General features: G+C 72.8%; 5 protein-coding genes and 1 pseudogene. 4 read left to right on the top strand and 2 right to left on the bottom strand.

The window, feature by feature from the left end:
• Positions 1–6,266 (bottom strand): type I polyketide synthase (locus ABZZ17_RS37230; RefSeq protein WP_356883312.1); only part of this gene is annotated, 6,266 nt, incomplete at its 3' end.
• Between the two features lie 56 nt (positions 6,267–6,322).
• Positions 6,323–20,296, bottom strand: a complete 13,974-nt coding sequence (locus ABZZ17_RS37225) for an SDR family NAD(P)-dependent oxidoreductase (protein ID WP_356883310.1) — start codon at positions 20,294–20,296, stop codon at positions 6,323–6,325.
• Between the two features lie 720 nt (positions 20,297–21,016).
• Here ABZZ17_RS37225 and ABZZ17_RS37220 point away from each other — a divergent pair.
• The 4 genes and pseudogenes from ABZZ17_RS37220 to ABZZ17_RS37205 all read left to right on the top strand — a co-directional run.
• Entirely contained in the window at positions 21,017–22,327 is a 1,311-nt protein-coding gene (locus tag ABZZ17_RS37220) for an LLM class flavin-dependent oxidoreductase (RefSeq protein WP_356883308.1), read from the top strand.
• The gene (locus ABZZ17_RS37215; RefSeq protein WP_356883306.1) at positions 22,324–23,361 is read left to right on the top strand and encodes an LLM class flavin-dependent oxidoreductase; all 1,038 of its coding nucleotides are present in this window, start codon (positions 22,324–22,326) and stop codon (positions 23,359–23,361) included. Before ABZZ17_RS37220 ends, ABZZ17_RS37215 begins: the two co-directional genes overlap by 4 nt.
• 181 nt (positions 23,362–23,542) lie before the next feature.
• Positions 23,543–24,178 (top strand): TetR/AcrR family transcriptional regulator, encoded by a 636-nt coding sequence (locus ABZZ17_RS37210; RefSeq protein ID WP_356883304.1) that lies wholly within the window; start codon positions 23,543–23,545, stop codon positions 24,176–24,178.
• A gap of 170 nt (positions 24,179–24,348) precedes the next feature.
• Positions 24,349–25,127: pseudogene (locus ABZZ17_RS37205) on the top strand (Fe-S oxidoreductase); the annotation flags it as partial.

The following is a 25,127-nucleotide window of genomic DNA, read 5'->3' as shown; positions in this document are numbered from 1 at the left end:
GCCTCCACCACATCCACCGACTCAGCCGGCACACCCGCGTTCACCAACGCCTGACGGATCACCCGCTCCTGCGCCGGACCACTCGGCGCCGTCAGTCCGTTGCTCGCACCGTCCTGATTGACCGCACTCCCCCGCACCACGGCGAGCACCTGGTGCCCGTTGCGCCGGGCATCCGAGAGACGTTCGAGCACGAGTACGCCGACGCCCTCGGACCAGCCCGTGCCGTCCGCCCCCGCACCGAACGCCTTGCACCGCCCGTCCGCCGACAGACCACCCTGACGGCTGAACTCCACGAATGCACCGGGCGTCGCCATCACGGTCACGCCACCGGCCAGGGCGAGCGAGCTCTCGCCGCGCCGCAGGGAGTCCGCGGCGAGGTGCATCGCCACCAGCGACGACGAGCAGGCCGTGTCCAGCGTCACCGCCGGGCCGGACAGGCCCAGGGAGTAGGAGAGGCGGCCGGAGGCCACACTTCCCGCTGAGCCGAATCCCAGGAAGCCTTCCAGGCCCTCGGGGATGTCCGGCAGCCGAGAGGCGTAGTCGTGGTACATGACGCCGGTGAACACGCCGGTGTCGGTTCCCAGCAGCGACTTCGGGTCGATGCCCGCGTGTTCGACCGCCTCCCACGAGGCTTCGAGCAGCAGCCGCTGCTGCGGGTCCATCGCGAGGGCCTCGCGCGGGGAGATCCCGAAGAAGCCCGGGTCGAACTCGGCCGCGTCGTAGAGGAAACCGCCTTCGACCGCGTACGACTTCCCTTCGGTCTCCGTCGCCGGACCGAAGACGTCCCGCACGTTCCAGCCGCGGTCGTCGGGGAACGGGCCTATGGAGTCCCGGCCGTCGAGGACCAGCTGCCACAGGTCGTCCGGGGTCCGCACGCCTCCCGGATACCGGCAGGCCATGCCCACGATCGCGATGGGGTCGTCCGACACGACCGACGGGGCCACTGCCGCCGCATGGGCGGGTCGGTCTTCCGCCTCGCCCGCGAGTTCCCGCGTGAGGTATTCGGCGATGCGCTGGGGGGTGGGGTAGTCGAAGACGAGGGAGGCGGGGAGGCGAAGACCCGTCGCTCCGTTGAGGCGGTTGCGCAGCTCGACCGACATCAGCGAGTCGAAGCCCAGCCCCTTGAACGGGGTGTCCACCCCGACCAGTTGGCCGGGGCCGTAGCCCAGCACGCCGCTCGCGAAGCCCCGGACCGAGTCCAGGATCACGCGCCGGCGCTCCGCTTCGGCCAGGCCCGCGACGCGAGCGGCGAGCGCGGCCCCGCTGCCCGGTTCCTCGGCCCGAGTGCGCCGCACGGTGCCGCGTACCAGGGACCGCAGCACTGCGGGCACGCCCTCCGCGTCACGCCTGTGCAGTCCCGCCAGGTCCAGGCGGGCCGGCACGCACAGGGCCCGCTCGTGTGCCACGACCGCGTCGAACAGCGCGAGTCCCTCGTCGGCCGGCATCGGCACGGCGCCCAGGCGCCTGATCCGGGCCATGTCGGCCTCGGAGACCTGGCCGCCCATGCCGCGGTCTTCCTCCCACAGACCCCAGGCGGCGGAGACCGCCGGCAGCCCCTGGGCACGGCGTTCGTGTGCCAGGGCGTCCAGGAGGGCGTTGGCGGCGGCGTAGCTCGCCTGCCCGGCGGTTCCCACCACACCGGCGAAGGAGGAGAAGAGGACGAAGGCCGAGAGGTCGAGGCCGGCCGTCAGCTCGTGCAGGTGCAGGGCGGCTTCGGCCTTCGGCCGCATGACGCTGGCCAGTTGGGAAGGGGTCACCGTGTCGAAGGTTCCGTCGTCGACGACGCCCGCGCAGTGGACGACGCCGGTGAGCGGACGGTCGTCGGGGATGGAGGCGAGCAGAGCGGCGAGGGCGTCACGGTCGCCGACGTCGCAGGCTTCGACGCGTACTCGGGCGCCGGCTTCCACGAGCTGGGCGACCAGTTCTTCGGCGCCTTCGGCGTCGGCGCCCCGGCGGGAGACCAGCAGCAGGTCCCGCACCTCGTACTCGGACACCAGGTGTCGGGCCACCAGCGCGCCCAGGCCGCCCGTGCCGCCGGTCACCAACACGGTGCCCGTGGCGCGGAACGGGGGCTGTTCTTCGCCGTCCCGCTGCGCGGTGAGACGTGCGAGGCGGGGCACCAGTACCCGGCCGCCCCGGACCGCCACCTGCGGCTCGGAGGCACCCAACGCGGCACGCAGCGCCGCCCCTTCCGCATCAGCGGACAGACCCGGCTCCACATCGACCAGCACCAGCCGGTCCGGATGCTCCACCTGCCCCGACCGCACCAGACCCCACACCGGAGCCGCCACCAGATCCCGGACACCCTCATCCGACCCGGCAGCCACGGCCCCGCGCGTCAGCACCACCAGCCGCGAGCCCACGAACCGCTCATCGGCCAAGAACTCCTGCACGGTCCGCAGTGCCCGCGCCGTTGTCTCCGACAGGCTCGCGGACCCGTCACCGCCGTGCTCCCAGACCACCACCGGAGGAACCGGCACGGAGTCACCGACCGACCCCCACACACCCCAACCCGCCGGAACCGAGGCCGAAACCGAGGCCGGAGCAGGCATCCACTCCACCCCGAACAACGCGTCCCGCAGCCCGCCATCGGCCGCCCGCAACTGCTCCCGTGACACCGGGCGCGTCACCAGCCGGCCCACCGACAACACCGGCACACCCGAAGCGTCAGCCACCCGCACCGACACCTCACCACCAGCCGACAGCACCAGACCCACCCGCACGACCGAACCACCCACACCCACACCCTGACCGGACAGCTCCACGCCCGACCACACGAACGGCAACCGCACCTCATCCGCGGACGGGTCGATCGACATGTGGAACACGGCGTCCAGCAGCGCCGGGTGGATGCCGTACCCGGTCGCCCCGCCGCTCACCAGGTCCGGGAGGGCGACCTCGGCGAACACCTCGTCGCCGCGCCGCCAGGCGGCCCGGACGCCCTGGAACACGGGGCCGTACCCGTACCCGTGTTCATCGAGCCGGTCGTACAGGTCACGCACGTCAACCGGTACCGCGCCTTGCGGGGGCCACGTGCCGAGATCCTCCTCCGGATCCCGTGTGCCGGACGCACCGTCGATGCCGGTCAGGGTTCCGGTGGCGTGGAGCGTCCACACCTCACCACCCAGCAACTCCCCGTCGACAGCACCCTCCGGGCAGGAATGCACCGTCACCGCACACCGGCCGGACCCATCCACCCCCGCCACCGCAACCTGCAACCGCACCCCACCAGCAACCCCCAACACCAACGGCTGCTGAAGCGTCAACTCCTCCAGCCGACCACAACCCACCCGCCCACCAGCGGACAACACCAACTCCACCCACACCGCACCCGGCAACACCACCCCACCGAACACCGCATGATCCGCCAACCAAGGCTGCTCAGAAACCGACAACCGGCCCGTCCACACCACACCCCGGCCATCCGGCAACGACACCACCGCACCCAGCAACGGATGACCAGCAGCCACCAAACCCAGACCCGCCACATCACCACGCCGCCCCGCCGGAACATCCAGCCAGAAACGCTCCCGCTGGAACGCGTACGTCGGCAGGTCAAGGGCGGTCGGCCCGGTGCCGAGCAGCGTGGACCAGTCGACCTCGACTCCGTGGGTGTGGGCCTGGGCGACGGCACTCAGCAGGGCCTGCGGTTCCGGGACTCCCTCGCCCCGTAGTCCGGCCACGAACGCCGCCGAGTGTTCCCCGTCCGCCGTGAGGCAGTCGGGTCCGAGGGCCGAGAGGACGCCGTCGGGGCCCAGTTCGAGGAACACCGTGACGCCCTCGGCCTCCAGGGACCGCACCCCGTCCATGAACCGGACCGGCTGACGCACATGCCGCACCCAGTACTCGGCCGAGCACACCTCACCCGCCCCGGCCACCGTCCCCGTCACATTGGAGACCAGCGCAACCCGCGGCGCATGGAACTCCAACCCCTCCGCCACCGCACGGAACTCCTCCAACATCCCGTCCATATGCGGCGAATGAAACGCATGGCTCACCGTCAGACGCTTGACCCGACGACCCCGAGCCTTCCACCCACCCGTAAACTCCCCGACCGCGTCCACATCACCCGACACCACGACCGAAGAACCACTGTTGACCGCCGCGACCTCCAACCGGCCGCCAAAACCATCCCCGGCGAGCACCGCCCGGACCTCCGCCTCGGTCCCCTCCACCGCGGCCATCCCACCATCCGCACGAAGCGCCTGCATCAGCCGGCCCCGCGCCGCCACCAACCGCACCGCATCACCCAGCGACAACACACCCGCCACATGCGCCGCCGCGATCTCCCCCACCGAATGACCGATCAGGAAATCAACCCGCACACCCCACGACGACACCAGCCGGAACAACGCCACCTCAACAGCGAAGATCCCCGCCTGAGCGAACACCGTCCGGTCCAGCAACCCCTCGACCGAACCGCCCTCACCGAACACCACGTCCCGCAACGAACCACCGAGCTCCACGTCAAAGAGCCCGAACACCTCATCCAATGCCTCAGCGAAAGCAGGGAACGCCGCATACAACTCACGGCCCATCCCCACCCGCTGACTGCCCTGACCCGTGAACATCAACGCCGTACGAGCCGCACCGTCCGCCACCCCACGCACCAGACCCGGAACACGGTCACCGTCCACCAGCCCCTCAAGTGCGGCGAGCAGCGCCTCCTGGTCCGCGCCCATCACCACGGCCCGGTGCTCGAACGTCGACCGGGTGCCCGCCAGCGCACGACCCACGGCCCGCACGTCCAACGCCTCCTGGCCCGACGTGTACTCGCGCAGCCGGCGCGCCTGCGCCGCCAACGCCTCCTCCGTACGACCCGACACCAGCCACGGCACCAGACCACTCTGCGGCGACGCGTCCTCGGCAGGGGCCGGCTCCTCGGGAGCCTGCTCCAGGATGACGTGCGCGTTCGTACCACTGATCCCGAACGACGACACACCCGCCCGCCGCGGACGATCAGCCTCGGGCCACGCCCGCGCCTCGCCCAGCAGTTCGACCGCGCCGGCCGACCAGTCCACCAACGGCGTCGGCTCCTCGGCGTGCAGCGTCCGCGGCAGCACACCGTGCCGCATCGCCATCACCATCTTGACCACGCCGCCGACGCCGGCCGCGGCCTGGGCGTGTCCGAGGTTGGACTTCAACGACCCCAGCCACAAGGGCCGTTCGGCCGGCCTGCCCTGGCCGTAGGTGGCCAGGAGCGCCTGCGCCTCGATCGGGTCCCCGAGCCTGGTGCCCGTACCGTGCGCCTCCACGGCGTCCACCGTGTCGGCCGGTACGCCCGCATCGGCCAAGGCCTGGCGGATCACCCGCTCCTGCGCGGGACCGCTCGGCGCCGTCAGTCCGTTGCTCGCACCGTCCTGGTTGACCGCACTGCCCCGCACCACCGCGAGCACCTGGTGCCCGTTGCGCCGCGCGTCCGAGAGACGTTCGAGCACGAGTACGCCGACGCCCTCGGACCAGCCCGTGCCGTCCGCCCCGGCGCCGAACGCCTTGCACCGGCCGTCGACCGACAGGCCGCCCTGGCGGCTGAACTCCGCGAACATCACCGGGCTGGACATGACCGTCACGCCACCGGCCAGCGCGAGTGAGCACTCGTCCCTGCGCAGGGCCTGTACGGCCAGGTGCAGGGCGACGAGCGAGGAGGAGCAGGCGGTGTCGACGGTGATGGCCGGGCCCGTGAACCCGAAGGTGTAGGGGACGCGGCCGGAGACGACGCTGGCCGCCGTCCCGGTCCCGTAGTACCCCTCGATCTCGTCCGGTACGGACTCCAGACCCGCGGCGTAGTCGTGGTACATCACCCCTGCGTAGACACCCGTACGGCTGCCCTTGAGGGTGGTGATGTCGATGCCCGCCCGCTCGACCGCTTCCCACGAGGCTTCGAGCAGCAGCCGCTGCTGCGGGTCCATGGCGAGGGCCTCGCGCGGGGAGATCCCGAAGAACTGTGCGTCGAAGTCGGGGGCGTCGTAGAGGAATCCGCCCTTGCGGGTCGCGCTCTTCCCGGGCCGGTCGGGGTCCGGGTCGAACAGGGAGTCGGTGTCCCAGCCCCGGTCCTCGGGGAAGTCCGCCACCGCGTCGCCGTTCCGGGCCACCAGCCGCCACAGGTCCTCCGGCGAGCTCACGCCGCCCGGATACCGGCAGGCCATGCCGACGATCGCGATCGGCTCGCGATGACGCTGCTCGGTGCTCTGGAGCTGCTGACGGGTCTGGTGCAGCTCCCGCGCAACCCACTTCAGCTTGTCCAGCAGGTTCTTCTCATCAGACATGTGAGGTCTCTCCGCAAAGGCGTTCGGGATGGGGCGGGGCGGGGGCTGGGGCTGGTTCAGAAGGAGCCGAATTGCTTTTCGATGACGTCGAGGATCTCGTCCGTCGTCGCGGCTTCCAGTTGGTCGACGAAGGCGGAACCGTCGTCCGGGTCCGGCTGCGCGACCGGTTCGGCGGTGTCCTGGCCGGGCCCGGTGAGGTCCAGCAGGCTCGCCAGTCGGTCCGCGATGCGCTGCCGTGCCTCGCCGCCGAGAGCGGGCCCGGCCAGCACCTGCTCGATCTTCCCGAGGTCCACGAGGATCGGCTCGATCCCGGGGGCGTCTTCCGCCTCCAACGAGGTGTCCACGTGCTGTGCCAGGTCCTGGACGGTGGGGTGGTCGAAGACGAGGGTGGCCGGGAGGCGCAGTCCGGTGGCCCGGTTGAGGCGGTTGCGCAGTTCCACCGCCATCAGCGAGTCGAAGCCCAGCCCCTTGAACGGGATGTCCAGTCCGACGAGTTGACCGGCCCCGTAGCCCAGCACCCCGCTGACGTAGCCCCGGACCACGTCCAGGATCACGCGCCGGCGTTCGTCTTCGGCCAGGCCCGCGACGCGGGCGGCGAGCCCCGAGTCGGTGTTCGCGTCCTCGGCGCGGGTCCGACGTACCGGAGGTCGTACCAAGGAGCGGAGCACCGAAGGCACATCCTCCGTGTCGCGCCTCTGCAACCCGGCGACATCGAGCAACGCCGGTACGGCCAGGGCCCGGTCCCGGGCCACTGCCGCGTCGAACAGGGCGAGGCCCTCGTCGGCGGACATCGCGGCGAGCCCCAGGGCCGACAGACGGCCCCGGTCCACCTCCGACAGGCCGCCCGTCAGGCCGCCGTCGGAAGCCCACCAGCCCCACGCCAGGGACACGGCGGAGAGGCCCCGTGCCCGGCGCTCGTGTGCCAGGGCGTCCAGGAAGACGTTCGCGGCGGCGTAGCCCGCCTGTCCCGCGCTCCCCACCACGCCGGCGAAGGACGAGAACAGCACGAACGCGGAAAGGTCGAGTTCCGCCGTCAATTCGTGAAGGTGGAGGGCCGCTTCCGCCTTGGGGCGGAACACGGCGGCCAGCCGGTCCGCGTCCAGCGACTCGATCACACCGTCATCGAGTACGGCGGCACTGTGGACCACTGCGGTGAGCGGGCGGTCTTGCGGGATGGAGGCGAGCAGAGCGGCGAGGGCGTCGCGGTCGCCGACGTCGCAGGCTTCGACGCGTACTCGGGCGCCGGCTTCCACGAGCTGGGCGACCAGTTCTTCGGCGCCTTCTGCCGCGCCGCCCCGGCGGGAGACCAGCAGCAGGTCCCGCACCCCGTACTCGGACACCAGGCGCCGGGCCACCAGCGCGCCCAGCCCGCCCGTGCCGCCGGTTACCAACACCGTGCCCGGAGGGCCGAAGGGCTCCTGGGTCGTGCTCTCCGGCGTGGCGGCCACCCGCGCGAGGCGGGGCACCAGTACCCGGCCGCCCCGGACCGCCACCTGCGGCTCGACGGTACCCAACGCGGCCCGCAGCGCCGCCCCTTCCGCATCAGCGGACAGACCAGGCTCCACATCGACCAGCACCAGCCGGTCCGGATGCTCCACCTGCCCCGACCGCACCAGACCCCACACCGGAGCCGCCACCAGATCCCGGACACCCTCATCCGACCCGGCAGCCACGGCCCCGCGCGTCAGCACCACCAGCCGCGAGCCCACGAACCGCTCATCGGCCAAGAACTCCCGCACCACGCCCAGGGCCCGGACCGTCGCAGCCGACACGCCTTCCGCCGCGTCACCACGGTGCTCCCACACCACCACCGGAGGAACCGGGACGGAGTCACCGACCGAACCCCACACACCCCAACCCGAGAGCACCTCCGCCGGCACCGAGGCCGAAACCGAGGCCGGAGCAGGCATCCACTCCACCCCGAACAACGCGTCCCGCAGCCCGCCATCGGCCGCCCGCAACTGCTCCCGCGACACCGGACGCGTCACCAGCCGGCCCACCGACAACACCGGCACACCCGAAGCGTCAGCCACCCGCACCGACACCTCGCCACCGGCCGACAGCGCCAGACCCACCCGCACGACCGAACCACCCACACCCACACCCTGACCGGACAGCTCCACGCCCGACCACACGAACGGCAACCGCACCTCATCCGCGGACGGGTCGATCGACATGTGGAACACGGCGTCCAGCAGCGCCGGGTGGATGCCGTACCCGGTCGCCCCGCCGCTCACCAGGTCCGGGAGGGCGACCTCGGCGAAGACCTCGTCGCCGCGCCGCCAGGCGGCCCGGACGCCCTGGAACACGGGGCCGTACCCGTATCCCAGTTCATCGAGCCGGTCGTACAGGTCGCCGACGCCGACCGCTGTGGCGCCCTGGGGCGGCCACACCGTGAGGTCGGTGCCGATGCCTCCCTCGGCGGGCCCGTCCGCTCCCGTCAGGGTTCCGGTGGCGTGGAGGGTCCACACCTCACCACCCAGCAACTCCCCCTTGACAGGCCCTTCCGGGCAGGAATGCACCGTCACCGCACACCGGCCGGACCCATCCACCCCCGCCACGGCAACCTGCAACCGCACCCCACCAGCAACCCCCAACACCAACGGCTGCTGAAGCGTCAACTCCTCCAACCGACCACACCCCACCCGCCCACCAGCGGACAACACCAACTCCACCCACACCGCACCCGGCAACACCACCCCACCGAACACCGCATGATCCGCCAACCAAGGCTGCTCAGAAACCGACAACCGGCCCGTCCACACCACACCCCGGCCATCCGGCAACGACACCACCGCACCCAGCAACGGATGACCAGCAGCCACCAAACCCAGACCCGCCACATCACCACGCCGCCCCGCCGGAACATCCAGCCAGAAACGCTCCCGCTGGAACGCGTACGTCGGGAGATCGACGCGCTGGGCCGCGCCGGTACCGGCGAACACCGCGTTCCAGTCGACGGCCAGGCCGTGTACGTGTCCTTCGGCGAGGGAGGTCAGGAAGCGTTCCCAGCCGCCTTCGTCGCGGCGCAGCGTGCCGAGGGCGACGGCCTGTGCGCCGGTGTCCTCGAAGGTCTCCTGGAGTCCGACGGTCAGTACGGGGTGTGCGCTGGATTCGACGAAGACGCCGAATCCGTCCGTCAGCAGGGCACGTACGGTCTCGTCGAACCGGACTTCCTGCCGCAGGCTCGCGTACCAGTACTCCGCGTCCACGCCCGAGGTGTCGAACAACCCGCCGGTCACGGTCGAGTAGAAGGGGATGTCGCCGCGGCGCGGCCTGATGTCCGCCAGCGCGGCGATGACCTGCCCGCGGATGGCCTCGACCTGGGCGGAGTGCGAGGCGTAGTCGACGGGGATGCGCTTGGCCCGCACTCCGTCGGCCGCGCAGGCGGCCAGCAGCCCGTCGAGGGCCTCCGGTTCGCCCGAGACGACCGTGGACGAGGGGCCGTTGACGGAGGCGACCGAGATCCGCTCGCCCCACGGGGTGAGGCGCTCCCGCACCCGGTCGGCGGGCAGGGGTACGGACACCATGCCGCCCCGGCCGGAGAGGTGTTCGGCGATCGCCTTGGCCCGCAGGGACACGACCTTCGCCGCGTCGTCGAGGGACAGCGCGCCGGAGACGGCGGCGGCGGCGATCTCGCCCTGGCTGTGGCCGATGACGGCGGCGGGGTGGACTCCCACCGACTGCCAGACCGCTGCCAGCGAGACCATGACGGCCCACAGGGCGGACTGTACGACGACGACGTCGTCCAGTGACGGATCGTCGTCCCCGTCGCCGGCCGCGTCCCGGACCACGTGCGTGACCGACCAGCCGACGTGCGGCCGCAGTGCCGCGTCGCACTCCGCGAGGCGTGCGGCGAACACCGGTGAGGAGTCCAGCAGCCCCGCCGCCATCCCCCGCCACTGGGAGCCCTGGCCGGGGAAGACGAACGCGATCTGGCCGGGGGCTTCGGACGCCCTGCCGGTGACCGTACCGGCGGCGGGTATGCCGTCGGCCAGGGCGGTCAGGCCGGCCAGGGCGGACGCGCGGTCCGACGCCAGGACGACGCCGCGGTGTTCGAGGGCCGCCCGGGTCGTGGCCAGCGAGTGGCCGACGTCGGGCACGGCCGGCGGGGTGCCGGCCTCCACGAAGGCGGAGAGCCGCCCGGCCTGGGCCCGCAGGGCCGTCTCGGACCGGCCGGACACGAGCCAGGGCACCACGGCCGCCGTGGACGGCGCGAGGTCCGCGCTGCCGGCGGGGAGCTCGGGCCGCTGCCCGGGCCGGGTGTCGGGGCCGGCCTCCTCCAGGATGACGTGCGCGTTGGTACCGCTGATGCCGAACGACGACACACCAGCCCGGCGGGGACGGCCGTCCACCGCCCACTGCACCGGTTCGGTCAGCAGCTGCACCGCGCCCGAGGTCCAGTCGACGTGCGGGGAGGGCTGCTCCGCGTGCAGGGTCCGCGGCAGCAGGCCGTGTCGCATGGCCTGCACCATCTTGATGACTCCCGCGACGCCCGCCGCGGCCTGCGCGTGGCCGATGTTCGACTTGACGGAGCCCAGCCGCAGGGGCCGGTCGGCGGGCCGGTCCTGGCCGTAGGTGGCCAGGAGGGCCTGTGCCTCGATCGGGTCGCCCAGCGTGGTGCCCGTGCCGTGCGCCTCCACCGCGTCCACGTCGGCCGCCGACAGCCCGGCGCCGGCCAGGGCCTGGCGGATCACGCGTTGCTGCGAGGGCCCGTTGGGTGCGGTGAGGCCGTTGCTCGCCCCGTCCTGGTTGACGGCGCTGCCGCGGAGGACCGCGAGGACCTGGTGTCCGTTGCGGCGGGCGTCCGACAGGCGCTCCACGAGGAGTACGCCCGCGCCCTCGGACCAGCCGGCGCCGTCCGCCGAGGCGGAGAACGCCTTGCAGCGGCCGTCGGGCGCCATGCCGCGCTGCCGGCTGAACTCCACGAAGACCCACGGGGTCGCCATCACCGTGACGCCGCCGGCCAGTGCGAGCGAGCATTCGCCGGAGCGCAGTGCCTGCGCCGCCAGGTGCAGGGCGACGAGGGAGGAGGAACAGGCGGTGTCGACGGTGACCGCGGGGCCTTCCAGGCCGAAGGTGTAGGCGATGCGGCCGGAGGCGACGCTGCCCTGGGTGCTCGTGACGGCGTAGCCCTCCAGGCCTTCGGGGGTTTCGGAGGCGCTGCCGTAGTCGTGGTGCATCACGCCGGTGAACACGCCCGTCGAGCTGCCCTTCAGCGTGCCCGGGTCGATCCCCGCCCGCTCGAACACCTCCCAGGACGTTTCCAGGAGCAGCCGCTGCTGCGGGTCCATGGCCAGGGCCTCGCGCGGCGAGATCCCGAAGAACGCCGGGTCGAAGTTCCCCGCGTCGTAGAGGAATCCGCCCTCGCGGGCGTAGCTCTTGCCGGGTGCGTCCGGGTCCGGGTCGTACAGGCCCTCGTCCCAGCCGCGGTCGGTCGGGAGGAAGGACACGGCGTCCCCGCCCGACTCCACCAGCCGCCACAGGTCCTCGGGCGAGCTCACGCCTCCGGGGTAGCGGCAGGCCATGCCGACGATCGCGATGGGTTCGTCCGCCGGGTGGCCGAGTGTGGCGGGGGCGGGCGGGACGGTGGCGGGCTCCGTCGGCGTACCCAGGATCTCGCCGCGGAGGTGTTCGGTGAGCTGTCCGGGGGTGGGGTGGTCGAAGACGAGCGTGGCGGGCAGGCGCCGGCCGGTCGCGGCGTTCAGGCGGTTGCGGAGTTCGACCGCGGTGAGCGAGTCGAAGCCGAGCTCCTTGAAGGGGCGGCCGGCGGCGATGGTCTCCGGGGTGGCGTGCCCCAGCACGGTCGCGACCTGTGCGCGGACCAGGTCGAGGAGCACCCGGCTCTGCTCGTCCTGGCCGAGGCCGGACAGGCGCTGGGCGAGGCCGCCGCTGCCGGAGGTGTCGGGGCCGGCGGCCGCCTTGCGGGCCGCCGTCCGTACCAGGCCGCGGAAGAGGGGCCGCAGCATGCCGGAGGCGGCTTCGTGCCGCAGGGTGGCCGTTTCCAGGCGTACGGGTACCAGGTGCGGGTCGTCCAGCGTGGTCGCCGCGTCCAGCAGGGCCAGGCCCAGGGCGGACGGCAGGGGCTGGATGCCCGCGCGCTTCATCCAGGCGAGGTCGTCCTGTGCGAGGTGGCCGAGCATGTCGCCGGACTGGGCCCACAGGCCCCAGGCGAGGGAGTGGGCGGGCAGGCCCTGGGCGTGGCGGTGCTGGGCGAGGGCGTCCAGGAAGGCGTTGGCCGCCGCGTAGTTGCCCTGGCCGGGGTTGCCGAAGGTGCCCGCGATGGAGGAGAACAGGATGAACGCCGACAGGTCCAGGCCGCGGGTCAGCTCGTGCAGGTTGACCGCCGCGTCGATCTTGGGGCGGAGCACCCGTTCCGTCTGCTCGGGGGTCAGGGAGGCCACGAGGCCGTCGTCCAGCGTTCCGGCCGCGTGCACGACGGCGGTCAGCGGCCGGTCGGCGGGGATGCCGGCCAGCAGGGCGGCGAGCGCGTCACGGTCGGCGGTGTCGCATTCCGCGATCTCCACCCGTGTCGCGCCGAGGGCGGTGAGGTCGGCCTCCAGCTCCGTCGCGCCCGTCGCGGCCCGGCCGCGACGGCTGGCGAGCAGCAGGTGCCGTACGCCGTGCTCGGTGACCAGGTGGCGGGCCAGCAGGCCCCCGAGGGATCCGGTGCCGCCGGTGATCAGTACCGTGCCGGTGGTGTCCAGCGGTCCGGCGGCGCCCGTCGGCTCCGGGACGGTGACGCGGGCCAAACGCGGTACGAGGGCGGCTCCCTGACGTACCGCCACCTGCGGTTCCTGCGCGGCCACCGCCGCGGCCACGGCCCCGGTCAGTGCCGCGCGGGACTCCTCCAGGGCGTCGACGTCCACCAGGACGAACCGGCCCGGGTTCTCCGACTGCGCTGACCGCAGCAGGCCCCACACGGGGGCGTGTGCCAGGTCCACGACGTCCTCGCCGGTCCGGGTCGCCACGGCGCCCCGGGTCACGACGACGAGGAGGGAGCCCGCGGCGCGGTCCTCGGCCAGCCAGTCGCGCGCCAGGGCCAGGGCCTCGGCCGTCGCCTCGCGGGCGGCCTCCGCGAGTCCGCCTCCGGCCGGCGTCCCGGGGGACACGGAGACCACGACGTGCGGTGCTCCGTCGGCGAAGAGGGATTCCAGGTCGGGGGCGTGGCGGGCCGTGTCGAACAGGCCCGTCTCCGGTGTGCCGAGCACCGCCCAGCCGGTGGTGTCCGCGGCGCCGTCGGGGACGGGCAGCGCGGTCCACGTCGTGCGGAACAGCGCGTTGTGGGTGGTGTCCGCGGCGCCGGTGAGCTGCTGTGCCGAGACGGGGCGCAGGGTCAGGGACTCCGCCGAGGCCACCGGGGCGCCCGAGGTGTCGGTGATGGTGAGGGAGACCGTGTCCGCGCCGGCGGGGGTGACCCTGACCCGTACGGAGGTGGCACCGACGGCGTGCAGGGTGGTGCCGGTCCATGCGAACGGCAGCCGTACGGGGGCGGCTGCCGGGCCGTCGCGGCCGTCGAGCGCGCTCAGCAGGACGGGGTGCAGGGCGGCGTCCAGGAGGGCGGGGTGGATGCCGAACCGGGCCGCGTCCGCGTCCTGTTCCTCGGCCAGGGCCACCTCGGCGTAGATCTCCTCGCCGACGCGCCAGGCGGCGCGCAGGCCCTGGAAGGCCGGACCGTAGCCGTAGCCGATGTCCGCGACCCGCTCGTAGAAGGAGTCCAGGTCGACGCGTTCCGCGCCCTGGGGCGGCCAGACCGTCAGGTCGCCGGAGGGTGTTCCGTGGGCCGTGTCCAGCAGGCCGGTCGCGTGCCGGGTCCACGGCTCGTCGGAGGCGGAGCCGGTGTGGGAGCCGGTGTCGTCCGTCGTCTCGGGGCGCGCGTACACGGCCACCCGGGCCTGCCCGTCGGTGTCGGGTGTCTCCACCGCCACCTGTACCTGGACTCCGCCGCGTTCGGGCAGGACCAGCGGGGCTTCGAGGGTGAGCTCGGCCAGCAGGTCGCGGCCCACGGCTTCGCCGGCCCGCAGGGCCAGCTCGACGAACGCGGTGCCCGGCAGCAGGACGCTGCCCAGGGCGGTGTGGTCGGCGAGCCAGGGATGCGTCCGCAACGACAGCCGGCCCGTCAGCAGCACGTCCCCGTCGGCGGCGGTGCTCACCGCCGCGCCCAGCAGCGGGTGGTGGGCGTCGGCGAGGCCGAGGCCGCTCGGGTCGCCGGTGCCGGCGGTCGTGGTCTCCAGCCAGTAGCGTCGGCGCTGGAAGGCGTACGTCGGCAGGTCGGTGGGCTTCGCGTCCGTTCCCGCGAACAGCGCCTTCCAGTCCACTCCGGGCAGTCCGCGGACGTACCCCTCGGCCAGCGAGGTCAGGAACCGGGCCGGACCGCCCTCGTCACGGCGCAGCGAACCGACCGCCACCGCCTCGGTCTCCGCGTCCTCGAAGGTGGCCTGCATTCCCGTGGTGAGCACGGGATGCGCACTGGATTCGACGAAGAACCGGAAGCCGTCCGCCAGCAGGGACCGTACGGTCGTCTCGAAGTTCACCGGCTGCCGGGCGTTGTCGAACCAGTACTGCGCCGTCAGTTCTTCCGCGTCGCGGACGGTACCGGTGACCGTGGAGTAGAACGGGACGCTGCCTGGACCGGGGACGATGTCGGCGAACAGCTCCAGGATCTCCTCGCGCAGCGGGTCGACCTGCGCGCAGTGCGAGGCCACCGTCGAGCCCACCACGCGGGCCCGGACCTTCTCCGCCTGGCACGAGGCCACGAACTCCTCCAGTGCCGGGAGGTCACCGGCGACGGTCACCGCGCGGGGCCCGTTGCGTCCGGCGATCACCAGGCGGCCCTGCCACCGGGCGAGCCGCTCCTCGACCGCGTCAGCCGCCAGCGCCACCGAGGCGACCGCGCCGTTGCCGACGAGTTCCCGGGCGAACAGCGCGCTGCGCAGCACGATCAGCTTCGCGGCGGCCTCCAGGGACAGCGCCCCGGCCACGTGCGCGGCGGCGATCTCGCCCTGGCTGTGTCCGACGACCGCCGCGGGCCGCACGCCGGCGGCCTGCCACACGGCGGCCAGCGACAGGTTCACCGCGAACAGCACCGGCTGGAGGATCTCGATCCGGTCGGCCGAGGGAGCGTGCGGCGCCTGGCGCAGCACGTCGGTCACCGACCAGTCCACGAACTTGCCCATTACGGCTTCGACTTCGGCGAGGCGGGCCGCGAACACGGGTGAGGAGTCCAGCAGTTCGGTCGCCATGCCCTGCCACTGCGAGCCCTGGCCGGGGAAGACGAACACCACCTTGCCCCGCACGTCCGCCGTGCCGGAGACCACGCCCGCGGCGGGCAGGCCCGCGGCCATCGCGGACAGGCCGGACAGGCGTGCCTCCGGGGCGGGCGCCAGCACCACGGCCCGGTGCTCCAGCACCGCCCGCGACGCAGCGAGGGACCAGCCCACGTCCGTCGGGGAGAGCTCCGTACGCGCCTGCGCGAAGGCGGCGAGCCGTCCGGCCTGCGCGCGCAGCCCCTCCTCCGAGGAGCCGGACAGCAGCCACGGGACCAGGCCGTCGGTGTCCGCGAGGCCGGTGCCGCCGCCTTCGCCGACCGGGTCCGGTCCGGAGGGCGCCGACTGTGCTTCGGCGGGGGCCTGTTCGAGGATCAGGTGCGCGTTGGTGCCGCTGATGCCGAACGAGGACACGCCCGCCCGGCGCGGCCGGCCGTCCTGCGTCCACTCCGCCGGCCGGGTCAGCAGTTCCACCGCGCCCTCGGACCAGTCGATGTGCGGCGAGGGCTCGTCCGCGTGCAGCGTGCGCGGCAGCACTCCGTGCCGCATCGCCATCACCATCTTGATCACGCCGGCCGCGCCCGCGGCCGCCTGCGTGTGCCCGATGTTCGACTTCAACGACCCCAGGCGCAGCGGCCGGTCCGCCGGCCGTCCCTGCCCGTACGTGGCCAGCAGGGCCTGTGCCTCGATCGGATCGCCCAGCTTGGTGCCGGTGCCGTGCGCCTCGACCACGTCGATCTGCTCGGGCGCGAGGCCCGCGTCGGCCAGTGCGGCGCGGATGACGCGCTGCTGCGAGGGGCCGTGCGGCGCGGTCAGTCCGTTGCTGGCGCCGTCCTGGTTGGTCGCGCTGCCGCGGATCACCGCCAGTACCTGGTGTCCGTTGCGCCGCGCGTCCGACAGGCGCTCCACCAGGAGCACGCCGACGCCCTCGGCCCACCCGGTGCCGTCGGCCGCCGCCGAGAACGCCTTGCACCGGCCGTCCGGTGACAGTGCGCCCTGACGGCTGAGCTCCACGAACATCCCCGGCGTCGGCATGATCGTCACACCGCCGGCCAGCGCCATGGAGCACTCGCCCGAGCGCAGCGACCGTACCGCCCAGTGCAGCGCGACGAGGGACGACGAGCACGCCGTGTCCACCGTGACCGCGGGTCCCTCCAGACCGAGGGTGTACGCCACCCGGCCCGAGGCCACGCTGGTCGTTCCCCCGGTCAGCCGGTGCCCGTCGACGCCTTCGGCGCCTTCCTGAAGCTGGGGTCCGTAGTCCTGGAACATCGCACCGAAGAACACGCCCGTCCGGGTGCCGCGCAGCGACGACGGGTCCATGCCGGCCCGCTCCAGCGCCTCCCACGAGGTCTCCAGCAGGAGCCGCTGCTGCGGGTCCATCGCGAGGGCCTCGCGCGGGGAGATGCCGAAGAAGTCCGGGTCGAAGTCGACGGCGTCGTGCAGGAACCCGCCGCGCCGCACGTAGCTCGTACCGCGCCGCTCCAGCTGCGGGTCGTACAGCTTCTCCAGGTCCCAGCCGCGGTTGACCGGGAAGTCCCCGATCACGTCCCGCTCGGCCATCACCAGATCCCACAGGTCCTCGGGCGATGCGACACCGCCGGGGAAGCGGCAGGTCATCGACACGATCGCGATCGGCTCGTCGTCGGCGGTGCCCGTGGTCGGCGCTGCGGGCCGCGGGGGCGCGCTCTCGTCGGCTCCGCGCTGCAGGCGCTGGAGGTGCGCGGCGATCGCGGACGGGGTCGGGTGGTCGAAGAGGGCGGTGGTGGTCAGGTTGACGCCCGTCGCGGCCTTCAGCCGGTTGCGCAGGTCGACCATGGCCAGGGAGTCGAAGCCGAGCGCCTTGAACGTACGGTCCATGTCGAGGTCGTGGGGGGAGGCGTGCCCGAGGACGAGGGCGGTCTCGTCCCGTACGAGATCCACCGTCCGCCCGGGTGCCGCCTCGTCCGCGGGTGTCCGCGGCGCTGCCTCCCGGGGCTCGTCGCGCGGTGTGTCCGGGTGCGGCCGCGGGCCCTGGTCCGGGCGCGGGGCCGGTGCCGCGTCCAGCCAGTGGACGCGGCGCTGGAAGGGGTAGGTGGGCAGGCCGTCGGCCTTCGGGCCCGGGCCCAGCACGGCGGGCCAGTCGACGTCGACTCCGCGGGTCCAGGCTTCGGCGGCCGACAGCAGGAAGCGGTCCCAGCCGCCCTCGTCACGGCGCAGCGTGCCGAGCACCAGGCCGCTGTCGCCCGCGCCGGCCGCTTCGAGGGTCTCCTCCACGCCCGTCACCAGGACGGGATGGGCGCTGACCTCGACGAAGCGGGTGTACCCGGCCGCGACCGCGGCCCGTACGGCCTCCTCGAAGCGGACCGTCTCGCGCAGGTTCCGGTACCAGTACTCCGCGTCCAGTTCCCGGCCCGTGACCGGTCCGCCGGTCACGGCCGAGTAGTAGGGCACCTCTGCCGGAGCGGGGGCGATCCCGGTCAGTTCCCGCAGGACCTCGTCGCGGACGACTTCGACCTCGGCGCAGTGCGAGGCGTAGTCCACCGGCACCCTGCGGGCGCGGATCCCTTCGGACTCGCAGCGGGCGAGGAGTTCTTCCAGCGCGCGTGGTTCGCCGGACACCACCGTCGACGACGGGCCGTTGACCGCGCCGACCGACAGCCGCCGGCCGAATTCGGCGATCAGCGCGCCGGCCGCCGCGGCGCCCACCGAGACGGCGACCATGCCGCCCCGCTGCGAGAGTTCCTGCCGGATCGCCCGGCTGCGCAGCGCCACCACCCTCGCGCCGTCCGCCAGCGGCAGGGCGCCCGCCACCACCGCCGCCGCGATCTCGCCCTGGGAGTGGCCGATCACCGCGGCGGGCTCGACTCCGGCCGCCCGCCACACCTCCGCCAGGGACACCATCACCGCCCACAGCACCGGCTGCAGCACGTCGACCCGGTCGAGCCGGCTCGTGTCGGCCAGGTCCCGTACCACCTCGGTCAGCGACCATTCGACGTGCGGCGACAGGGCCGCCTCGCACGCCGCCATCCGGTCGGCGAAGGCCGGGGACGACGCGAGCAGTCCCACCGCCATGCCCGCCCACTGGGAGCCCTGGCCGGGGAAGACGAACACCACTCCGTCGTCGGCGCCGGACGGCGTCTCGCGGTCCTCACGCGTCGACGCGTCACCGGCGAGGCCGCGGACCGTCCTCGCGGCGCCGGCTCCGGCGGCCACCGCCCGGAGCCCGGCCCTCAGGCCCGGGCCGTCCTCGCCCACGACGACGGCCCGGTGCGCGAGCTGCGCCCGGCCCGTCGCCAGGGTGCGGCCGATCGCGTGCGCGTCGGTGTCCGCGTGCTGTGCGGCATGGGTGTCCAGCCGGTCCGCCTGTGCGCGCAGCGCCGCCTCGCTGCCCGCCGACAGCAGCCAGGGGACCGCGCCGCGGCCCGTGTCCGGCGCGGTCGGCGCGGGCTCCGCGGGGATGTCCGCGTGCGCGCGCAGCTCGGGCGGCGCGTCGGCGACGACCACGTGGCAGTTCGTGCCCCCGAGGCCGAAGGAGGAGACGCCGGCGATGAGCCGGCCGTTCTCAGCGGGCCAGGGCTCGTGCTCCCGCTGTACGTGGAGGTTCCACTCGGTGAGCGGGATGCCCGGGTTCTGCGTCTCGTGGTTGAGGGTCGGGACGAACTCGCGGTGGCTGACGCAGGAGATGACCTTGAGCAGCCCGACGATGCCGGCCGCCCCCTCCAAGTGGCCGATGTTCGTCTTGACGGAACCGACCCGTACGGGCTTGCCGTCGGGGCGTGCCGTCCCGAGGGCCTGGCCGATGGCGGCGGCCTCCAGTGGGTCGCCGACCTTGGTGCCGGTCCCGTGGAGCTCGACGCACTGGACGTCCGAGGGCGACACCCCGGCCGCCGCGCACGCGTCGAGCACCAACTCGCGCTGGGCGGTGGAACTGGGGACCGTCAGGCCGGCTCCGCCGCCGTCGTTGTTGACGGCGCTGCCTTCGATGACCGCCACGACCCGGTCGCCGTCGGCGACCGCTCGCGCGAGGGGCTTGAGCAGGACGAACCCGCCGCCTTCGCCGCGCGCGTATCCGTTGGCGCGGGCGTCGAAGGTGTAGCAGTGGCCGTCGGGCGAGAGGGCCCCGAAGGTGTGGAGGGCCGTCGTGCTGTGCTCGGAGAGGATGAGGTTGACGCCGCCCGCCAGGACCACGTCGGACTCGCCGCGCAGGAGGCTCTGCACCCCGAGGTGGACCGCGACGAGCGAGGACGACTGGCCGGAGTCCACGACGACGCTGGGGCCGTTCAGGCCGAGGTGGTAGGAGATCCGGTTGGCGATGAAGCTGCGCTGGGTGCCCGTCAGGCTGTGCCGCGTGACCGCGTCCGCGCCCTGGTGGTGCAGCAGTGCGGCGTAGTCGTCGTTGATGGCCCCCACGAACACGCCGGTTCTGGTGCCCCGCAGGGCGTGGGGGGAGGTCCCGCCGTGCTCCAGTGCCTCCCAGCTCAGTTCCAGTGCCAGGCGCTGCTGGGGGTCCATCGCCGCCGCTTCGGCCGGCGACACCTCGAAGAAGTCCGCGTCGAACCGGTCCACGCCGTCGAGGTAGCCGCCCGGCAGGCCGGCAGCGCCCGCGCCCTGGCCGGGCGTCCGGCCGGCCGGGAATTCCCCGACCTCGGACCGCCCGTCCTTCAGGAGTTGCCAGAAATCGCCGGGAGTGGCCGCTCCGGCGACCCTGCAAGAGAATCCGACGACGGCGATTTTCGCACTCGAATTCTGGTCGCCGTGCCCGGACATAACTTCGCTACTCATCGGCGACATCCCTCCAGAAGGACCAGAACACGAGCACACGTACGAACCGGTTCACGAAAGGACCGGACGGGTCGGAAATACCTCGATCGGGTTTGCCATTGTTCGTCAGGAGTCTCCGATCAACGACTCCCTGAAGGCCACCCACGCCGATTGTGGGAGGCATCACATAAAGGCCGTCGAACCCTTGCGTGTTTGACGGCCGTCGCACCCCGTTGTCGACGGCGCCGCGCACGCGGGAAGACCCGGACGCCAGGTCCCGGAGCCCCCTGCGGGAACCGCCGACACCCTCACGACCTGGGCCTCCGCACCGGAACCCGCCACTCGGCCCCCTCGGCCGCAACCGCTCGGGTTCACCGCGGAAAGCCGCCCGACAGGCCGCTCGATAAGCCGGGATTCCGTGCGGCACCCGGTGATTACTGGCCAGTATGGCTCGACGGGGTTTCAGCGCGGTTTCAGCACGGGTGGGCACCGCTCAGCGCGGCGGGCCAGCGGTCGACGTGGCATCGGAAGGCACGGCAGGGGGCGAGACGCGGGCGAAAGGAAAAGGTGCGGGCATGAGCAAGAGCAGGTCTCTGGATACGGACAGGAGGCACGATCACCTAGTACCGTTACTCCGCAGTAACCGACCGGCACGTCCCGGGAGCGCGCGTTCCGAGCGGGAGCTCTTCGTCCGGATAACTTCAGCCGAGGGAAAATCGCATGGTTCATCGGAAACGTACGATGAAACTGGGGGCCATCATCGACGGCCCCGGTTCGCACATCGCCGCCTGGCGGCACCCGTCGACTCCGATCGACGCCCAACTGGACTTCGCCTTCCACCTGGCGTGCGCCCGCACGCTCGAACGCGGCACGTTCGACTGCCTCTTCGTGCCCGACGTGGTGGCCGTCTGGGGCACCGACGTCCAGCACATCAGCCAGACCGCGCGCAACGAGCACTTCGAGCCGCTGAGCCTGCTGGCCGCCTACGCCGCCGGAACCGAGCACATCGGACTCGCCGCGACCGCGACGACCACCTACAACGAGCCGTACGACATAGCCCGCAGGTTCACCTCCCTCGACCACGTCAGCGGGGGCCGGGCCGGGTGGAACGTCGTCACCTCGGCCGCGCCCTGGGAGTCGCGCAACTTCGGTTTCCCCGCGCACATGGAGCACGACCGGCGCTACGTCCGCGCCGAGGAGTTCATCGGCGTGACCAAGCGGCTGTGGGCGCAGGCGCAGGCGGGCGCGCGGCCCGTTCCGCCGGAGCCGCTGCCCCTGGAACCGGGCGAGTTCTTCGACGTACGCGGTCCGCTGAACCTGCCCGCCTCTCCCCAGGGCCGCCCCGTGATCTTCCAGGCCGGGGCCTCGCCCGTGGGCCGGGAGTTCGCCGCACGGCACGCGGAAGTGATCTTCACCCGGCACACGCGGCTGTCGGACGGCCAGGAGACCTACGCCGACCTGAAGCGACGGATCGCCGCACACGGCAGGGACCCGGAACTGGTCCAGATCTGGCCCGGTGTCCAGCCCCTGGTCGCCAGTACCGAGGAGGAGGCCCGGCGGCTCATCGGCGAACTCCACGACCTCGTCCCCGACATCGTCGCCGTCCGGGCGCTCCAGGAACAGTTGGGCGACGTGGATCTGGCGCGGTACCCCCTGGACGGTCCGGTCCCGGACATCCCGGCGTCCAACCGCTCGTCCAGCACGGCCAAGATGTGGGTGTCGCTGGCCCAGCGGGAGAACCTGACGTTGCGCCAGCTCGCCCTGCGGCAGGTCGCCGACTTCTTCGCCGGCACACCGGAGCAGGTGGCGGACCACATGGAGCGCGGGTTCACCGAGCGCGCGGCCGACGGCTACATCGTGGACTTCCCGCACCTCCCCGCCTCCCTCGACGCCTTCGTCGACCACGTCGTGCCCGAGCTGCGCCGACGCGGCCTGGTGCGCGACGCATACGTCGAGGGCACCCTGCGCGAGAAGCTGGGGCTGGACGGCCCGCCCTCCGACGAACCGACGACCATGGCCGGCGAGGCGACGATCACGGCAGGTGCCGCATGACCCAGCGTGACGGACGCATCACCCTGTTCACCCGGCTGATCACCGCACCGGGCACCGCGGACGGCGCCCGGCCGGGCGCCGCCGCCCGCCCGTTCACGCGGGTGCGTGACCGGGCCCGGGAGGCGGAGGCCGCCGGGATCGACGCGCTGCTGCTCCACGACCGCCAGTCGGCGGGCCACGACGCGGCCGACGAGCCGTACTTCGAGGCCGGTACGCTCGCCGCCGCGCTGGCGGTCCGCACGCGCACCGTGGGGCTCGTGACCTCCGTGTCCACGGAACACGCGCTCCCCTACCATGCGGCCAGGGTCCTGGCCACGGCCGACCACCTCGCCCCCGGGCGCGCCGGCTGGCAGCCGCTGACCGGCGCCGACCCGGACGCCGCGGCCAACTACAGCCGGCCGCAGGCCGCTCCGACGGCGGCGCGGCTCGCCCGCGCCTCGGAGTTCGTCACCGTACTGACCGGCCTGTGGGACAGCTTCGACGACGACGCCTTCCGCAGGGACCGCGAGTCGGGCGTCTACTTCACCCCCGAGAAGCTGCACGCGCTCGACCACAAGGGCGAGTACTTCGACGTGGCCGGACCGCTGAACATCGCCCGCCCGCCACAGGGGAACCCCGTCCTGGTCCACCGCCCGAGGGACGCGGAGGAACTCGCGCTCGCCGCCCGCATCGCCGATGTCGTCCTCCTCCCGGCGCAGGACGGCCAGGGCCCCGACCGGGCCCGCGAGTCCGTGCGCGAGCAGGTCCGGGCGGCCGGGCGCGACGCCGACGACGTCGCCGTCCTGCTGGACGTCCGGGTCGACGGCGGCGCGGGCACGGCCGAGCGGCTGCGGTCCCTGTTCGACGCGGGCGCCGCGGACGGCTTCACCCTGCTCGCCCCGGCGGGCCCCGCGGAGGCGTCACACGAGGCGGTCCTGGCCCTCGCGGCCGAGGTCCGGGGAGCGGACGGCGGCCCGCCGGCCGCCCTGCCCGGAGCCACCCTGCGCGAACGGCTGGGCCTGCCACGACCCGCCGGACGCCACCGGACGCCCTGACGGCGCGGGCCCCACGGCCCGTGCCTCCCGGTACGCACGTCGACCCGACCGGGCCGTCCCCCTCCGCCGATCCGGCCGAGGGGGACGGCGACGGCCGGGCCTTCGGCGATGGCCGAAAAGGGAACCACCGGGCAGATGAGCACAATTGACCGAGTGATCATTCGGTCAGTAGCCTCTCCGCATGACCGGCCAGACCCTCGGGCGGCGACGGGCTCCCGGCATGAGCCCCGAGCTGCGCCGCCAGATGATCGTCCGATCCACACTCTCACTGATCGCGGAACGCGGCCTTGCCGTGACGACGGGCAGGATCGCCCGTGCCGCCGGCATCAGTGAGGCGACGATCTTCCACGTGTTCACCGACAAGGGCGAGTTACTCGACGCCTGCGCGGCCGAGGCCGCGCGCCCGGACGACGCCCTGCGCGCGCTCGCCGGCATCCCCCTGGACGCCCCGGTGACGGCGCGCCTCCTCGCGTCCGCCGACGTACTGGAGGCGTACCTGACGCGCATGGGCACCGTGGTCGCGTACCTGGAGACGGCGGGTCACGCCCGGGCGCGGCACGAACCGGCCGCCCCGACCGGGGGGTTGCGGGAGGTCCGGGAGGCCGTCGACTCCGTCGTGTCCGCCCTCGCGGCCCTGCTGGCTCCGGAGGAGGAGTCCCTGCGGCTGCCCGCGCCACAGATAGCCCGGACCTTCTTCGACCTGCTGTTCGCGCGGTCACGCAACCCCGGCCACCAGGCGGGCGATCCCCCGCTGCCCGACCTCGTGCAGCTGCTCGTCCACGGCGCCCTCGTCGGAGCCCGCCCGTCCGGGCCGTGAAGTGCGGCGCGCCGCCGCCGGCGTCCGGACCGGGCGCGCCACAGCGACGTAGATCACCGACGGTGCGACTTCATGAAGGCTTCGTTCCTGGGTAATCTCTGTCGGGAACAGCAAAGTTACCGCCGAGTAGTTCTCGACACCTCCGCTCTCGCAGGCCCGAGGAGCCCCTCATGCAACTCACCGCGATCATTGTGTCGCTGGTGCTCGCCACGGTCGGCGTCGCACTGTTCGGCCGAGCCATCGCGCAGATATTACGCTTCGTGATGCTGGGCCAGCCGGTCCCCGTCAGAGCGCGGACCAACGATCCCGTCATCCGGACGGTCACCGTGGTCAGGGAGTTCCTGGGCCACACCCGAATGAACAGCTGGGGCGTCGTCGGCGTCGCCCACTGGTTCGTCGCCATCGGCTTCTTCAGTCTGCTCCTCACCATCGCCAACGCCTTCGGCCAGCTCTTCCAGGCCGACTGGCTGCTCCCCTTCATCGGCACCTTCCTGCCGTGGGAGCTGGTGGTCGAGGTGTTCGGCACGATGATGACCGTGGGCATCCTCACCCTGATCGGCGTCCGCCTGGCGAACCTGCCCTCCCGCGCCGGCCGCAAGTCGCGCTTCGCGGGCTCGAAGGCCTGGCAGGCGTACTTCGTCGAGGGCGTCATCCTCACCATCGGCATCTGCATCATGGTCCTGCGCGGCCTGGAGGGCGCGCTGCACCACGTCGAGGGCTACGAGGCCGCGTACTTCGCCTCGTACCCGTTGGTGCTCGCCCTCGACGGGCTGAGCACGGGCACCCTGGAGAACCTCGTCTACTTCTTCGCCATGGTGAAGATCTCGGCCTCGTTCATCTGGATGATCACGATTTCGCTGAACACCAACATGGGTGTGGCCTGGCACCGGTTCCTCGGTTTCCCGAACATCTGGTTCAAGCGGAACGCCGACGGCGCGGTCGCGCTGGG

The organism is Streptomyces sp. NPDC006512, assembly GCF_040611935.1.
In the GTDB taxonomy this organism is placed as follows: domain Bacteria; phylum Actinomycetota; class Actinomycetes; order Streptomycetales; family Streptomycetaceae; genus Streptomyces.
Note: the sequence above shows the minus strand (reverse complement) of the source record. Positions and strands in the feature narration are given on the sequence as shown.

What these genes read in the sequence shown, in the direction of transcription:
- ABZZ17_RS37225 (WP_356883310.1), bottom strand. Translation starts at nt 20,296, where the DNA reads ATGAGTAGCGAAGTTATGTCCGGGCACGGCGACCAGAATTCGAGTGCG.
- ABZZ17_RS37220 (WP_356883308.1), top strand. Translation starts at nt 21,017, where the DNA reads ATGAAACTGGGGGCCATCATCGACGGCCCCGGTTCGCACATCGCCGCC.
- ABZZ17_RS37215 (WP_356883306.1), top strand. Translation starts at nt 22,324, where the DNA reads ATGACCCAGCGTGACGGACGCATCACCCTGTTCACCCGGCTGATCACC.
- ABZZ17_RS37210 (WP_356883304.1), top strand. Translation starts at nt 23,543, where the DNA reads ATGACCGGCCAGACCCTCGGGCGGCGACGGGCTCCCGGCATGAGCCCC.